We start from the raw sequence: 14732 nt of genomic DNA on the forward strand, positions 1-14732 counted from the left end.
ACCCTCGATGTCATCCCGGCCTTGAGCCAGGATCCAGCTTGAGATCTCAGGATGGGCCCCGGCTCAAGGCCGAGGTGACACGGTGGGTGGGTGACATAGCGCCACCCACACCGAGTTGGCTAGCCTAGAGCGTCTTGCCCATGGCGACGGCGGTGTCGGACATGCGGTTGGAGAAGCCCCATTCGTTGTCGTACCAGGTCAGGATCGAGACGAAATTGCCGCCCATCACCTTGGTCTGGTCCAGCGCCATGGTCGAGGAATGCGGATCGCCATTGAAGTCGATCGAGACCAGCGGCTGGGTGGTGTAGCCGAGGATGTTCTTCAGCTCGCCATCGGCATATTTGCGGATCGCGGCGTTGATTTCGTCGGCAGTCACATCGCGCTTGGTGATGAACTTGAAATCGACGCAGGAAACGTTGGGGGTCGGCACGCGGATCGAAATGCCGTCGAGCTTGCCCTTGAGCTCGGGCAGCACCAGGCCGATGGCCTTGGCAGCGCCGGTCGAGGTCGGGATCTGGCTCAGGGCCGCAGCGCGACCGCGATAGAGATCCTTGTGCATGGTGTCGAGGGTCGGCTGGTCGCCGGTATAGGAATGGATGGTGGTCATCATTCCGTGCTCGATGCCGAATTCCTTGTGCATCACAAAGGCTACGGGTGCGAGGCAATTGGTGGTGCAGGAAGCGTTGGAGACCACGATGTGGTCCTGGTTCAGCAACTGGTGGTTGATGCCATAGACCACGGTCAGGTCGGCGCCTTCGCCCGGAGCCGAGATCAGCACCTTCTTGGCGCCGGCGCGCAGGTGAGCGCTGGCCTTTTCCTTGGAGGCAAAGATGCCGGTGCATTCGAGCGCGATATCGACGCCCATGGCCGCATGCGGCAGCTCGGCCGGATCGCGGACGGCGGTCACCTTGATCGGGCCACGACCCACGTCAATGGTGTCGCCATCGACCGTCACCGTGCCGGGGAAGCGTCCATGGACGCTATCGAAGCGGAACAGGTGAGCATTGGTTTCGACCGGGCCGAGATCGTTGATCGCCACCACTTCGATATCGGTGCGACCCGACTCGATGATGGCGCGCAGGATGTTGCGACCGATGCGGCCAAAGCCATTGATGGCGACACGAATTGCCATAGAGGATGCTCCTAGGGAGGAAGTTGCGTCAGCGAGGTTGTCGCTCTCTTACAACTGTGCGGTGACGGCTTCAACAATGGCTTTGGACGTAATGCCAAAGTATTCGTAGAGCGCGTCGATGGGGGCCGACTCGCCGAACGAGGTCATGCCGACAAAGCGACCACGGTCGCCGAGCAGCTTGTCCCAGCTCATCGAGATACCGGCTTCGACCGCAACGCGGGCCTTGGCCTTGCCGATGACTTCGGCGCGATAGGCGTCGGTCTGCTTGGCGAACAGCTCCATCGACGGCACCGAAACGACGCGGGCGGTGATGCCCTTTTCTTCCAGGGCCTTCTTGCCTTCGAGCGCAATGGCGACTTCCGAGCCGGTGGCGAAGATCACCGCCTGCGCGTCGAGATCGCCGGCGAGGGTATAGGCGCCCTTGGCCGACTTGTTTTCCATCGAATATTCGGTGCGCACCGCCGGCAGGTTCTGGCGCGACAGGGCCAGGATCGACGGGGCGGTGGTGCTTTCGAGCGCCAGCTGCCAGCATTCAGCGGTTTCCACCGCGTCGGCCGGGCGGAAGACCAAGAGGTTCGGAATGGCGCGCAGCGCCGACAGATGCTCCACCGGCTGGTGAGTCGGGCCGTCTTCGCCCAGGCCGATCGAATCGTGGGTCATCACATAGATGACGCGCTGGCCCATCAGCGCCGAAAGGCGGATGGCGGGGCGGGCATAGTCGGTGAACACCATGAAGGTGCCGCCATAGGGAATCAGCCCGGCATGCAGCGCAATGCCGTTCATCACCGCGGCCATGCCATGCTCGCGAATGCCGTACATCATGTAGCGGCCCGAGCGATCGGTGGCGGTGAAGGGCTGGGTTTCCTTGGTGTTGGTCAGGTTCGAGCCGGTCAGGTCAGCCGAGCCGCCCTGCGTCTCGGGGACGATGGCGTTGATGACGTCGAGGGCCATCTGGCTGGACTTGCGGGTCGCGACCTTGGGCTTGTCCTCGGTCAGCTGGCGCTTGTAGCTGTCCATGGCTTCGAGGAAGCCGGCGGGCAGGTCGCCATTGATGCGGCGCTCGAATTCGAGGCGGTTGGCCGAAGCGGCCAGACGGGACTGCCACTCGCCGCGCACATTCTGGCTGCGGGTGCCGGCAGCGCGCCAGGACGAGAGGATTTCGGCGGGGATTTCAAACGCCGGATAGGTGATGCCCAGCGCGGCCTTGGCGCCAGCCAGTTCCTCGGCACCGAGCGGGGAGCCATGCACCTTCTCGGTGCCAGCCTTCTTGGGGGCGCCGAAGCCGATGGTGGTCTTGGCGGCGATCAAAGTGGGCTTGTCGGACGCCTTCGAGGCAAGCAGCGCCTTTTCGATGGCGGCCTGATCGTGGCCGTCGATCTCGATGGTGTTCCAGCCCGACGCCTTGAAGCGGGCGATCTGGTCGGTCGAGTCGGAATTGGAGACGGCGCCATCGATGGTGATGGAGTTGTTGTCCCAGATCAGCGTCAGCTTGTTGAGCTTGAGGTGACCGGCCAGGGCGATGGCTTCCTGGGAAATGCCTTCCATCAGGCAGCCGTCGCCGGCGAGGCACCAGGTATGGTGGTCGACCAGGTCAGCGCCGAATTCGGCAGCCAGCTTGGCTTCCGCCACGGCCATGCCGACAGCATTGCCGACGCCCTGGCCGAGCGGGCCGGTGGTGGTCTCGATGCCCTGGGCATAACCATATTCAGGATGGCCGGCGGTCTTGGCGTGGAGCTGACGGAAATTCTTGATCTGTTCGACGGTCATGTCCTCGTAGCCGAGGAGGTAGAGCGAGGAATAGAGCAGCATCGAGCCGTGGCCGGCCGAGAGCACGAAGCGGTCGCGATCCGCCCACTTGCTGTCAGCGGGATCGAACTTCATCACCTTGGTGAACAATACGGTGGCAATGTCGGCACAGCCCATGGGCAGGCCCGGATGGCCGGAATTGGCTTTCTCGACTGCATCCATCGACAAGGAGCGGATCGCATTGGCCAAATCGTTCTGCTGGGCGGAGTTCGTCATCGGGCTGGCGCTTTCATCAGGGCTGAAAATCTGGGGAGAAGCGGCGCTGGAACCCTTCTCCCAAAGGCGGTTCGAGGCATAACAGGTTCGACTATCCTGTCAATGTCAGCCGATTGCATTGCGCCAAGGCGGGCGGCTCCGTTATGCTGGCGACGCTGCCGGGAATTGAGGACCGTAATCGCAATGAGTGAGCCGGAACTTGAAGACGGGTTGAATGCTGCCCAGGCACGGTTCGATCGCGCCATGGCGCGGCTCGACCAGAGCGTGAAAAATCTGGGCACCCGACTGCGCCAGCAGAACCGCATCGATGTCGATACGCAGCGGCTGGTGCATGAGCGGGCGCGGCTCGCCACCGAACTCGACAAGACGGCAGCGCGGGCCAAGCGGCTCGATGACAGCGCCCATGACGTGTCGCGCCGGCTGGTGGAAGCGATGGAAACCGTCCGCGAAGTGCTGGCGAAGGCGGAGTAAGGCGATGCCCGAGGTCAATGTCGAAATCAACGGCCGCAAATACCGCATGGCCTGCGAAGAGGGTCAGCAGCAGCGGTTGATCGGGCTGGCCGACCGGTTCAATACCCAGGTCGAGCAGCTCAAGGGCGCGGTTGGGGAAATTGGCGACAACCGGCTGACGGTGATGGCCGGTATCGCCGTGGTGGATGAACTGGCCGCCGCCGAACGCAAGATCAAGGCGCTGGAAAGCGAAGTGCTGGTGCTGACCCGAGCCGGCCAGGAAGTGGCGGCCGAAATCGAGTCGCTGGAAGAAAAATTCGCGGCCAAGCTGAGCGACGCCGCCAAGGCGATTGAGGGCGTGGCCGGGGCGCTCGATGGCGCGGCGCTGCTGCCGCAGGGGTAATTTGGCAAAGATTGGCAAGGTTTGCCAATTCTGCTAGTCTTCGGGCCGAAGGAGACTGCTATGGCCACGATGAATATCTCCCTGCCTGACGCGATGAAAGCCTGGGTGGAAGAACAGGTGCAGTCCGGCCGCTACGGCAATAGCAGTGACTATGTCCGCGATCTGGTGCGCCGCGATCAGCGGGCCTATGCGCAACAGAAGCTGCAGGACATGGTCGACGAAGCGCTGGCCAGCGGCATTGTCGAGATCGGGCGCGATGAATTGCTGGCGCGGCTGATGGATCGGGCGCAGGCGGCGGTCAACGCTCGCAAGTCAGCCTAGAGCATGGCGTGGCGAGCGTCCGAGCAAGCGACGTTCGACCTCCAAAGGATTGCCGAGCAGGGCATCACCAATTTCGGCTTCCGGCACACGCAGAACTACATCTCCAGCTTTCTGGATATGTTCGACACGCTGGCGGCGCAGCCCAGAATGGCCGGTGAGCGACAGGCCGCCACCAGCCGCGTCCGATTGATGCCGTTCGGCGCCCACAACATCCTGTACGTCATTGAGGACGAGGACGTTGTTATCGTCCGCGTGCTGCACGGCCTGCAAAACTGGTTCGAGCTTTTGTAACGTACCCTTTGCACAACGCGGCAAAGCGCCTATATCTCAATGGCTGCCCGGCGCGTGATGGATACCTATATCCCCGGGGCCTTATCGATCCTAAGGGAGCTGTCCCTGACTGAGCTCCTGGGCTCAGACATACGGTGCCCACCTACGTAAAGTAGGTCCCGGGATCGTGTATCACACGGCCAGGGCGGCACCTTATTTGGCTGGAGCATCGGCGAAGTGCTCCGGCCCCTCTTGTTCTAGTGGGTTTGCGCGCGTCATGGTTGATGAGATGATCGAGGAAGCCAAGGCGGCGCTGCGGATCAGGGCCCGGGCGGCCCGGGCATCGCTGGACCACACCGAGCGCGCCGAGGCGGCCCTGGCGGCGGCCGGCCATTTCTTCGACGGCATCAAAATGCAAAAAACCGACGTGGTCGCTGCCTATTGGCGCATTCGCGACGAGCTGGATTGCCAGCCGATCCTGGTGCGGTTGATGGATAGCGACCAGACAGTGGTGCTGCCGGTGGTGATGGGCGAGGAAGAGCCGCTGGATTTGCGGGTCTGGGAGCAGGGCGCGTCGCTCTATGAATCCGGTTTCGGTACGCTGGCCCCCTCCGAGCTGGCGCCCAAGGCCGAGCCCGATATCGTCATCATGCCGCTGCTCGGCTTTGACAGCACCGGCACCCGACTGGGCTATGGCGGCGGCTATTACGACCGGACCCTGGCCAAATTCAAGAAAAAGCCCCTGCTGGTCGGCCTCGCCTTTGCGGCGCAGGAGCTTGAGCAGATTCCGCGCGAGGCGCATGACGTGCCGCTCGACGCGATTGTCACCGAGGCGGGTGTGCGCCATTTCGGCGCGACTTCATGAGATTTCTGTTTCTGGGCGATGTGATGGGCCGGTCCGGCCGCGATGCCGTGACCGAGCGCCTGCCGGGGTTGATCGAGCGCTATGGCTTTGATTTCGTCGTGGTCAATGGCGAGAATGCCAGCCACGGCAAGGGGCTGACCGAGTCGCATTTCAATGCCATCCGTCAGGCCGGCGCCGATATCGTGACGCTGGGCGACCATGCGTTCGACCAGCGCGAGACGATTTCCTATATCGAGCGCGAGACTACGCTGATCCGCCCGATCAATATGCCGCCGGGCACGCCGGGGCGTGGGGCGATGTTTGTCGAGGGCCGCAATGGCCATCGCGTGCTGGTGATCAATGCGCTGGGCCGGGTGTTCATGGGGCCGGCGGATGACCCGTTCCGCGCCGTTGAGGCTGCGGTGGCGGCGTGTCCGCTGGGCGAGCAGGCCGATGCGGTGATTGTCGATTTCCACACCGAGGCCACTTCGGAAATCCAGGCCATGGGGCAATTTCTCGATGGCAAGGTGAGCCTGGTGGTTGGCACCCACACCCATATTCCCACCGCTGATCACCGCGTGCTGCGCGGCGGCACGGCGCTGATGGCCGATGCCGGCATGTGCGGGGATTTCGATTCCATCATCGGCACCGATACCGATGAGCCGCTCAACCGCTTTCTCACCGGCATTCCCAATGGGCGGTTCACCCCGGCCGAGGGCGAGGCGACCCTGTGCGGCGTGGCGGTGGAAACCGATCCGCGCAGCGGGCTGGCGCTCAAGGTGCTGCCGGTTCGCATCGGTGGCACGCTGGCGCAAGCGGAGCCGATTTTCGATTGAGCCCGGCCTCGAACAGCTTTGGCCCCAGCGGTTGTCGTTCCGGTCGGCCTCCCCCGGCGCGCTAGCGTGGACGTCACGGGTGGCAGGCGCTCAGCTTCACAAATGTGCTGCGCTTGCCTATAACCCGGCACCATAATCCTGCAGCTTCTTTTTCGAGGGGAGTGACCGATGGCCGGCCATTCACATGCCAAAAACATCATGCACCGCAAAGGCAAGTCCGATGCCGTGCGCTCCAAGGTATTCTCCAAGCTGGCGCGCGAAATTACCGTCGCCGCCAAGATGGGCATGCCCGACCCAGCCTTCAATTCGCGCCTGCGCCTGGCGGTGACCAATGCTCGCTCCCAGTCGATGCCGCGGGACAATATCGAACGCGCCATCAAGAAGGCGATCGGCTCGGACGGCGAGAATTATGACGAGATCCGCTATGAGGGCTATGGCCCGGGCGGCGTCGCCATCATCGTCGAGACGCTGACCGACAACCGCAACCGCACCGCCTCCAATGTCCGCTCCTACTTTTCCAAGAATGGCGGCGTGATGGGCGAAACCAACTCGGTCGGCTTCATGTTCGACAAGGTGGGCGAGATCACCTATCCGCTGGCTGCTGGCGATGAAGACAAGGTGATGGAAGCGGCCATCGAGGCTGGCGCCGACGACGTCGAGAGCGACGAAGAGGGCCACTACATCACCACCACGTTTGAAGCGATGGTGGATGTTGCCGCGGCGCTGGAGAAGGTGCTGGGCGAGGCCGAATCGGTCAAGGCCGTGTGGAAGCCGCAGACCAATACGATGATCGACGCCGACAAGGGCGCGACGCTGATGAAGCTGATCGCCACCATGGAAGAAGATGACGACGTGCAGAACGTCTATACCAATTTCGAGATGAGCGACGAAGACGCGGCCAAGCTGGAAGGCTGAGGCTTCAATCCAGTGAATTTCGGGGCGGTGCTGCGGCGCCGCCCTTTTTTATGCAATGCGCTTGAGGCCGATGGAGGGGTAGTCGTCGGCATGGGCCATGGCGACGCGGTTGCGGCCGCTCTGTTTGGCGTTGTAGAGCCGCTGGTCGGCAATGCGGAACAGTTCGGAAAAGCTCGCCGAACCGTCGAAGGCGACGCCGCCGATGGAGACCGACAGATTGCGCTGGCGGTCGGCGGGGGTGAACACCGCCAGATTGACCGAACGCCGGATGCGCTCGGCGACCGCTTCGGCGGCATGCTGGTCGGTATCGGGCAGATAGACGCTGAATTCCTCGCCGCCCATGCGGCCCACCAGATCGCCGCCGCGCAAAGTGGTGCGAATCGAGCGGGCGATGATGGTCAGCGCCTCGTCGCCGGCCTCGTGGCCGAACAGATCATTGATTGCCTTGAAGTTGTCGGCGTCGATCATCAGCAGTGCGCCGCCGGCGCGGCGCGACCGCTGGGTGAGCAGGGTGCTCACCGTGCTGGCGAAGGCGCCGCGATTGAGGCAGGCGGTGAGGCTGTCGGTGCGCGCCACGAGGCCAAGCCGCCGATTGGCGATGGCCAGCATGCGCAGCCGCAGGCTCATATAGAGAAATACCGGCACCCCCAGCATGACGGGCAGGATCGCAGCGGTGACAATCGCCAAATGCAGCGCCGCCTCGCCCATGTCGCGGAACATGAAGGCGCTGAATGCCACCGCCACCAGCATGCAGGCCAGCGTACCAAACAGGGTCCAGCGGCCGACACTGGACCAGGTCTGCATCGCGGTCAGGGTCTTGGAGATCAGCATCTGGCGCGGCCTTTCGGGCTGGAGTGGTGGGATGCCGCCATGCAGGCGGCTCGGCGATCAACTGGGCGGTGTGGTGGCTCCGTGGGCTCAGGCGGCTTGGGCGATGGCGACCCGGTCGCGGCCGGCATGCTTGGCGGCATAGAGGCGCTGGTCGGCAAGGCGGTAGAGGTCGTTGAACTGGGCACCGGCGACATAGATGGCCCCGCCAATGCTGACCGACAGGGGATATTTCGTGCCATTGGGCGCGAAGGTGATGGTGGCAATGGCGCTGCGGATGCGTTCGGCCACGTCGTCGGCGGTAGCGCTATCGACTCCGACCAGCAGCACGCCGAACTCTTCGCCGCCCAGCCGACCGACCAGATCATTGCCGCTTACGGCTTGGCGGATGGCGCTGGCCATCAACTGCAGCGCCCTGTCGCCATGGTCATGGCCGAAGCGGTCGTTGACGCTCTTGAAGTCGTCGGCATCGACGATCAGCAGGGCGCCCTGGGCATGGGCGGACGCCAGACGGTCGAGATGGCGGATGACGGCGCCGGTAAAGGCGCCCCGGTTGAGGCAGGTGGTGAGCCAATCGGTGGCTGCCAGATGTTCGAGCTGGCTATTGGCGTAGCGCAGCCGCTCATGCTTGAGCATAAGCAGAAAGATCAGCGGCCCGCCCAGCGTCAGCGGCATGGCGATGGAAACCACCAGCCCCTGCACGTTAATGCCGGCGGAGAAGGTCTCCATGATGACATTGGTCAAAATCAGCGACAGCATGATCGACAAGCCGATCAATGCGCCTGCGATGCGATAAACGCGCAACCACGCTCGCTTCGGAAGTTTCCGACGAATCTCGGCCATGAATGATTTGCCCCTGCATTCCCGGGGCGAAACTAGGGTCGTGGCTTGAAGATGGTGTTTCCGAGATAGCTACAATTTTACCGTATACAGCGTTTTCCACGGGCTTTGTTGCCTCTTTGTTCACATTGGCCTTGGTAGGCTGGCCTCGCTTCATTAAGGATTGTCGCATGAGTGCTGCTACCCGAATCATCGGTATCGACCCCGGCCTGCGTCGCTGTGGCTGGGGAGTGATCGAGACGCTGGGCAACCGGCTGAGCTTTGTCGCCGCCGGCACGGTGACGCCGCCGGTCGATGGCTCGCTGGCGGAACGGCTGGCGATCCTGTTTGCCGGGCTGGGCGAAGTGCTCGAGCGCTTCACCCCGGACGAGGCAGCGGTGGAAGAAACCTTCGTCAATGCGGGGGCGCGCTCGGCGCTGATCCTGGGGCAGGCGCGCGGCGTGGCGCTGCTGTCGCCGGCGGTGCGCGGCCTGCTGGTGGCGGAATATGCCGCCAATCTGGTCAAGAAATCCGTGGTCGGCACCGGCCACGCCGATAAGGGACAGGTTCAACTGATGGTCAAGACGCTGCTGCCGACGGCCGATTTCAAGGGGCCTGACGCGGCCGACGCGCTGGCCATTGCCATCTGCCATGCCCATCATCGCGTCGCCGCCCAGCGGCTGAAGGCGCTGGCATGATCGGCAAGCTCAAAGGGCTGGTCGACAGCTTTGGTGACGACCATGTGCTGATCGACTGCGGTGGCGTCTGTTACGTGGCCTTCTGCTCCAGCCGCACGCTGCAGTTGTTGCCGCGCGTCGGCGAGGCCGGGGTGCTGTTCATCGAAACCATCGTGCGCGAGGACATGATCCGGCTCTATGGCTTTGCCAATGAGAGCGAGAAGGGCTGGTTCAACCTGCTGATGACCGTGCAGGGGGTGGGCGCGCGGGTAGCGCTGGCGCTGTTGTCGGCGCTGACGCCGGCTGAACTGTCGAGTGCCGTGGCCTTGCAGGACAAGGCGATGATGGGCCGCGCCAGCGGCGTCGGGCCCAAGCTGGCAGTGCGGCTGATCACCGAACTCAAGGGCAAGGTGCCGGCCGGGCCGGGGATCGATGCCGGTACGCTGGGGCTGCAAGCGGCGTTGGGCGATGGGCTTGCGCCAACTGCCATTGCCGACGCCGTCTCGGCACTGACCAATCTGGGCTATTCCAACGCCCAGGCCTCGGCGGCCTTGGCCCGCATCGTGGCCCGCGACGGCGACGACATTCCCACCGAAAAGCTGATCCGGCTGGGCTTGCGGGAATTGAGCAGTTAGCCTTGCTTCCTTGCTCGCTCCTTACTATATTGAAATGTAAGAATTTCGTGTGAGGTAATGCGATGGCGGTGACGACGCTTACGAGCAAGGGCCAGATGACGTTGCCCAAGGACGTGCGGGACGACCTCAAGGTTGGACCGGGTGACAAGATCGATATCATCAAGCGGGACGGGGTTTACCTGTTGCGGCCGAGGCGCAGCGCAGTTGATCTTATCGGAAAATACAAGCGTCCCGGGCAACAGCCCCTGACTGTCGAGGACATGGACGAGGCGATCGGGAAAGCCGTCACCGAACGATATGAGCGCTCGCTTGATCGGGATTGATAGCAATGTGCTCGTTCGCATGCTGGTCGACGATGACGTAATCCAGGTCGCCAAGGCTCGGGCATTTTTGCAGCAAAACCACGATGCTCATTCGATCCTCATCAATGTAGCGGTTCTCATGGAAGCGATTTGGCTGCTGCGCAGCCGGTTCAGGTTTCCCGCCGATGAACTGCTCGCGGTGGTTCGGGATTTGCTGGACGCCCGGGAGTTTGAGGTCGACCGGCGTGAGATAGTCGAGCAGGCGTGGGAGGCAGCAACGGCAAGCGGGGGCAGCTTCCCCGATTGTCTCATTGCGTGCATGAACCTGGCCAACGGGTGCTCAGCTACCGTGACTTTTGACCATGATGCCGCCGACCTTATTCCCGGAATGGAACTGCTCGCGTGACCCTGACTTCTCCTGCCGCCGGACGCGATGATCCGCTTGATGTGTCCCTGCGCCCTTCCGGCTTCTCCGAATTTGTCGGGCAGGCGGCGGCGCGGGCGAATCTCGAAGTGTTCATCCAGGCGGCCAAGCAGCGCGGCGCGGCGCTTGACCATGTGCTGTTTGTCGGCCCGCCGGGGCTGGGCAAGACCACGCTGGCGCAGATCATTTCGCGCGAGTTGGGCGTCGGCTTCCGCGCCACCTCCGGTCCGGTGATTTCCAAGGCCGGGGATCTGGCGGCGCTGCTGACCAATCTCGAAGACCGCGATGTGCTGTTTATCGACGAAATCCACCGGCTCAGCCCGGCGATCGAGGAAATCCTTTATCCGGCGATGGAGGATTTCCAGCTCGATCTGATCATCGGCGAAGGTCCGGCGGCGCGCTCGGTGCGCATCGATCTGGCCAAGTTCACCCTGGTCGGGGCGACGACGCGGGCGGGTCTGCTGACCACGCCGCTGCGCGACCGCTTCGGCATTCCGGTGCGGCTCAATTTCTATACGCCCGAGGAACTGGTTCAGATCGTGACGCGGGGGGCGCGGCTGCTGGGCATGCCGATGGCGCCGGATGGGGCGATGGAAATTGCCCGACGGTCGCGCGGTACGCCGCGTATTGCCGGGCGGCTGCTGCGCCGAGTCACCGATTTCGCGCTGGTCGATGGCTCGGGGACAATCACCCGGTCGATTGCCGACAAGGCGCTGCTGCGGCTCGATGTCGATGCGCGTGGCCTTGATCAGCTCGACCGGCGCTATCTCACCACCATTGCCGACTTCTATAATGGCGGCCCGGTGGGCATCGAAACCATTGCCGCCGCGCTGAGCGAACCACGCGACGCGGTGGAGGAAATCGTCGAGCCCTATCTGTTGCAGCAGGGCTTTATCCAGCGCACCCCGCGCGGGCGCATGCTGACCGGTGCGGCGTTCCAGCATCTCGGCAAGATCGTGCCGCAGGGCTTTATCGGCATGCAGCAGAGCCTGTTCGAGGAGCCCGAGGAATGAGCACAGACCGCATCATGCTTAGCTTCCCGGTCGGCGGCACCTGCTTCAACTATCGCGTGGCCGGGGTCGCCATGCGGGATGGCCATGTGCTGGTCTGCCGCGAGGATGACGACAGCTATTGCATGCTGCCGGGTGGCCGGGTCGAAATGGGCGAGCCCAGCGATGTGGCGCTGATGCGCGAAATAGCCGAGGAACTGGTGATGCCGGTCACTGTCGGCCCGTTGCTCTTCACCTCGGAGAGCTTTTACGGCCGCGCGGGCGACCGCTTCCATGAGCTGGGGTTCATCTACGCCATCACGCTGCCCGAGGACGTGCGACCCGGCGGGGCGCAGCCGTTTCTGGTGCGCGAGGATGAGGGCCATGTGCTGCAGTTTTCGTGGCTGAAGCTGGATGGCTCGGCGCTGGCTGAGGCCAATTTGCTGCCGCCCTGGTTGCCGGAGCGGCTGCGGGCGCTGTCGGGGGCGCCCGAGCATGTGGTGTTCCACGAGGCGGAGCCGGCGGCGTGACCCAGCATCGCTTTCCGGTCCGCATCTATTACGAAGACACCGATTTTTCCGGCAATGTCTATCACGCGGCCTATCTCAAATTCTTCGAGCGCGGCCGCACCGAGTTCTTGCGCGACATGGGCATTCATCACTCCGAACTGGCCGACGAGGGCATCGCCTTTGCCGTGCGCCAGATGGACATCGCCTTTGACGGCGCGGCCCATATCGATGATCTGCTGACCGTCACCACCGACGTCGCCGCCATTACCGGGGCGCGGCTGACCCTGACCCAGACCATTCTGCGCGACGAGACGGTGCTGACGCGGGCGAGCGTGATGGTCGTGGCCATCAAGACCAGCGGCGGCGCGGCGCGGATGCCGAAGACCATCCTCGAGCGGTTCAGGCCGGAACGTAGCTCAACCTGATCACGTCCTGACCGATCCGTTCGGTGCCCACCAGATGCAGAGGTGGCCTTGCGGCGGTGAAGAACGGATCGCCGCGCCCCAGCACGACGGGGTGGAGATAGATCCGGTATTCATCGATCAGGCCAAGCTCGGTCAGGCTTTGCGCCAGGACCGGCCCGCCAATCTCGATCTCTCCGTCGTAACGGGATTTTAGGTCACCTATGGCGCCCGCCAGATCATCCTTGATCAGCGTGGCGTTGGGGCCGACCGAGGCCAGCGACTGTGACACCACCCATTTCGGCTTGCTGCGCCAGGCCTGGGCAAAGTCGCGCTCGGCGGCGCCCCAATCGGGCTGCTCATCGTCCCAATAGCGCATGAGCTCGTAGAGGCCGCGGCCATAGAGGCTCCCGGCGATATTGCGCGTCTGCTCGATGAAGTGTCTGAACAGCACGGGGTCAGGTCCAAACTCCTGATAATCGACGTAACCATCCAGCGACTGGTTCATTCCAAAAAACAGCTTGGCCATGTGATCCGATCTCCGTAGCGAGGCCTCTAGGCTAAGGGAATTTGTCGTCACGTAGAAGTGAGGCCGCTCGCGCGGCCAGAACGGGTGGTGCGGTTCCCTGACTCTCTTTCTTAACCTCTTCTTGACCATAATTACGGCAAAGCGAGCACGTGTCTGTCAACCGGTCCGCACAGGGCTGGGTTTGTGGGCATTTCTCTTAATTTTGACAGATTTCGACCCCATCGCCTGATGCTTGAGGGTCGGGTGCATGAACCGGGCCGAGAAGGATCACGACATGGAAGCCGTAGATGCTGTGGGAGTAGTGGCTCCGCACGCAGATTTGTCCATCTGGGGCCTGTTCTGGGCCGCCGACTGGATTGTGAAGTCCGTGATGATTGGTTTGCTGGGCGCCTCGGTGTGGTGCTGGGCGATCATCGTCGACAAGACCATCACCTATCGGCGCAGCAATAGTGAGATGAACAAGTTCGAACGGACTTTCTGGTCCGGGCAGTCGCTGGAAGAGCTGTATCAGCAGCAGGCGGAAAAGCCGTCCGGGGGCCTGGGCGCGGTGTTTGTCGCCGCGATGAAGGAATGGAAACGCAGCCATGAGCAGAATGCCGCCAGCTTTGTCGGCATGCAGCAGCGCCTCGACAAGGTGCTCGACGTGGCCATTGCCCGCGAGAGCGAAACGCTGGAAAAGCGCCTTGGCTTCCTCGCCACCATCGGTTCGGCCGGTCCGTTTATCGGGCTGTTCGGCACGGTGTGGGGCATCATGAACGCCTTTACCGCCATTGCCGCCTCGTCCAATACCAGCCTTGCCGTGGTGGCCGGGCCGATTGCCGAAGCGCTGTTCGCCACTGCCATCGGGCTGGTCGCGGCCATTCCGGCGGTTATTGCCTATAACAAGCTCAGCTCCGATGCCGGCAAGCTGATCGGCCGGCTGGAAGGCTTTGCCGACGAATTCTCCACCATTCTCAGCCGCCAGCTCGAAGCGCGGAGCCACTGATGGGGATGGGTGTTTCTGCCGGTGGCGGCGGCGGACGTCGCCGTCGCGGCCGCAAGAAAGCGATCATGAGCGAAATCAACATCACGCCCATGGTGGACGTGATGCTGGTGCTGCTGATCATTTTCATGGTGGCGGCGCCGATGATGACTTCGGGCGTGCCGCTGGACCTGCCCAGCTCGGCGGCGGCGGCGATGCCCAATCAGGCCAAGCCAGTGACCGTGGGCGTGACCCCGGATGGCGCCGTATTCATCGATGAGACCGCCGTGGCCGAGAGTGATCTGGTGGCGCAGCTCAATGTGCTTGGCGTCAATCCGGCGGAAGACCGGATTTTCCTGCGCGGCGATACCAGTGCCAATTATGGCGCCGTCATGCGCGTCATGGGGCTGTTGTCGGCCGGAGGCTTTTCCAAGATTGGCCTCATCACCCAGCCGGAATCATAGT

The 14732-nt window shown here is 63.1% G+C and carries 21 protein-coding genes and 1 other RNA gene; 17 read left to right on the forward strand and 5 right to left on the reverse strand.

Annotation, left to right across the window (positions count from 1 at the left end; genetic code table 11):
* Positions 1-124: 124 nt before the first annotated feature.
* Together gap and tkt are read right to left on the reverse strand one after the other, a co-directional pair.
* Positions 125-1132, reverse strand: coding sequence for a type I glyceraldehyde-3-phosphate dehydrogenase (gap, locus tag ACX3OW_RS10080; RefSeq protein WP_459095642.1), 1008 nt, complete (start codon positions 1130-1132; stop codon positions 125-127).
* Positions 1133-1180: 48 nt separating this feature from the next.
* Complete coding sequence (tkt, locus tag ACX3OW_RS10085; RefSeq protein WP_459095643.1) at positions 1181-3154, reverse strand: transketolase; 1974 nt, start codon at positions 3152-3154, stop codon at positions 1181-1183.
* A gap of 183 nt (positions 3155-3337) precedes the next feature.
* Between tkt and ACX3OW_RS10090 the strand changes: the two genes are divergently transcribed.
* From ACX3OW_RS10090 to ACX3OW_RS10125, 8 genes are all read left to right on the forward strand, one after another.
* Positions 3338-3625, forward strand: coding sequence for a DUF4164 family protein (locus ACX3OW_RS10090; RefSeq protein ID WP_459095644.1), 288 nt, complete (start codon positions 3338-3340; stop codon positions 3623-3625).
* A 4-nt stretch (positions 3626-3629) separates the two neighbouring features.
* Entirely contained in the window at positions 3630-4007 is a 378-nt protein-coding gene (locus ACX3OW_RS10095) for a cell division protein ZapA (RefSeq protein ID WP_459095645.1), read from the forward strand.
* Between the two features lie 60 nt (positions 4008-4067).
* Positions 4068-4328 carry a type II toxin-antitoxin system ParD family antitoxin gene (locus ACX3OW_RS10100; protein ID WP_459095646.1) on the forward strand — a complete coding sequence of 87 codons (261 nt, stop codon included), beginning with the start codon at positions 4068-4070 and terminating at the stop codon, positions 4326-4328.
* A gap of 3 nt (positions 4329-4331) precedes the next feature.
* Positions 4332-4619, forward strand: coding sequence for a type II toxin-antitoxin system RelE/ParE family toxin (locus ACX3OW_RS10105; protein WP_459095647.1), 288 nt, complete (start codon positions 4332-4334; stop codon positions 4617-4619).
* Between the two features lie 37 nt (positions 4620-4656).
* Positions 4657-4814: non-coding RNA, 6S RNA (gene ssrS / locus ACX3OW_RS10110), on the forward strand.
* A 61-nt stretch (positions 4815-4875) separates the two neighbouring features.
* A complete protein-coding gene (locus ACX3OW_RS10115) occupies positions 4876-5463 on the forward strand; it encodes a 5-formyltetrahydrofolate cyclo-ligase (protein ID WP_459095648.1) in 588 nt (195 codons plus the stop codon).
* Positions 5460-6278 (forward strand): TIGR00282 family metallophosphoesterase, encoded by an 819-nt coding sequence (locus ACX3OW_RS10120; protein WP_459095649.1) that lies wholly within the window; start codon positions 5460-5462, stop codon positions 6276-6278. The genes ACX3OW_RS10115 and ACX3OW_RS10120 overlap by 4 nt, the downstream gene beginning before the upstream one ends.
* Positions 6279-6446: 168 nt before the next feature.
* Positions 6447-7193: a YebC/PmpR family DNA-binding transcriptional regulator gene (locus ACX3OW_RS10125; RefSeq protein WP_459095650.1), complete on the forward strand. Its 747-nt coding sequence runs from the start codon at positions 6447-6449 to the stop codon at positions 7191-7193.
* A gap of 48 nt (positions 7194-7241) precedes the next feature.
* On the opposite strand, the gene ACX3OW_RS10130 is transcribed toward ACX3OW_RS10125, so the two are convergent.
* Positions 7242-8024 carry a GGDEF domain-containing protein gene (locus tag ACX3OW_RS10130; protein WP_459095651.1) on the reverse strand — a complete coding sequence of 261 codons (783 nt, stop codon included), beginning with the start codon at positions 8022-8024 and terminating at the stop codon, positions 7242-7244.
* A gap of 87 nt (positions 8025-8111) precedes the next feature.
* The gene (locus tag ACX3OW_RS10135; protein WP_459095652.1) at positions 8112-8864 is read right to left on the reverse strand and encodes a GGDEF domain-containing protein; all 753 of its coding nucleotides are present in this window, start codon (positions 8862-8864) and stop codon (positions 8112-8114) included.
* A gap of 167 nt (positions 8865-9031) precedes the next feature.
* On the opposite strand from ACX3OW_RS10135, the gene ruvC reads away from it, so the two are divergent.
* From ruvC to ybgC, 7 genes are all read left to right on the forward strand, one after another.
* A complete protein-coding gene (ruvC, locus tag ACX3OW_RS10140) occupies positions 9032-9538 on the forward strand; it encodes a crossover junction endodeoxyribonuclease RuvC (RefSeq protein ID WP_459095653.1) in 507 nt (168 codons plus the stop codon).
* Positions 9535-10152, forward strand: a complete 618-nt coding sequence (ruvA, locus tag ACX3OW_RS10145; RefSeq protein WP_459095654.1) for a Holliday junction branch migration protein RuvA — start codon at positions 9535-9537, stop codon at positions 10150-10152. The genes ruvC and ruvA overlap by 4 nt, the downstream gene beginning before the upstream one ends.
* A gap of 62 nt (positions 10153-10214) precedes the next feature.
* A complete protein-coding gene (locus ACX3OW_RS10150; RefSeq protein ID WP_459095655.1) occupies positions 10215-10475 on the forward strand; it encodes an AbrB/MazE/SpoVT family DNA-binding domain-containing protein in 261 nt (86 codons plus the stop codon).
* Positions 10462-10860, forward strand: a complete 399-nt coding sequence (locus ACX3OW_RS10155) for a PIN domain-containing protein (RefSeq protein ID WP_459095656.1) — start codon at positions 10462-10464, stop codon at positions 10858-10860. The genes ACX3OW_RS10150 and ACX3OW_RS10155 overlap by 14 nt, the downstream gene beginning before the upstream one ends.
* A 2-nt stretch (positions 10861-10862) precedes the next feature.
* Positions 10863-11891: a Holliday junction branch migration DNA helicase RuvB gene (ruvB, locus tag ACX3OW_RS10160; protein ID WP_459096089.1), complete on the forward strand. Its 1029-nt coding sequence runs from the start codon at positions 10863-10865 to the stop codon at positions 11889-11891.
* Complete coding sequence (locus ACX3OW_RS10165; protein ID WP_459095657.1) at positions 11888-12397, forward strand: NUDIX hydrolase; 510 nt, start codon at positions 11888-11890, stop codon at positions 12395-12397. Before ruvB ends, ACX3OW_RS10165 begins: the two co-directional genes overlap by 4 nt.
* Entirely contained in the window at positions 12394-12801 is a 408-nt protein-coding gene (gene ybgC / locus ACX3OW_RS10170) for a tol-pal system-associated acyl-CoA thioesterase (RefSeq protein WP_459095658.1), read from the forward strand. Before ACX3OW_RS10165 ends, ybgC begins: the two co-directional genes overlap by 4 nt.
* On the opposite strand, the gene ACX3OW_RS10175 is transcribed toward ybgC, so the two are convergent.
* Positions 12776-13306: a dihydrofolate reductase family protein gene (locus tag ACX3OW_RS10175; RefSeq protein WP_459095659.1), complete on the reverse strand. Its 531-nt coding sequence runs from the start codon at positions 13304-13306 to the stop codon at positions 12776-12778. The genes ybgC and ACX3OW_RS10175 overlap by 26 nt on opposite strands.
* A gap of 274 nt (positions 13307-13580) precedes the next feature.
* Between ACX3OW_RS10175 and tolQ the strand changes: the two genes are divergently transcribed.
* Positions 13581-14291: a protein TolQ gene (tolQ, locus tag ACX3OW_RS10180; protein ID WP_459095660.1), complete on the forward strand. Its 711-nt coding sequence runs from the start codon at positions 13581-13583 to the stop codon at positions 14289-14291.
* Positions 14291-14731 (forward strand): ExbD/TolR family protein, encoded by a 441-nt coding sequence (locus ACX3OW_RS10185; protein WP_459095661.1) that lies wholly within the window; start codon positions 14291-14293, stop codon positions 14729-14731. The genes tolQ and ACX3OW_RS10185 overlap by 1 nt, the downstream gene beginning before the upstream one ends.
* Position 14732 lies beyond the last annotated feature (1 nt).

It is taken from the genome of Devosia sp. A449, assembly GCF_054489375.1.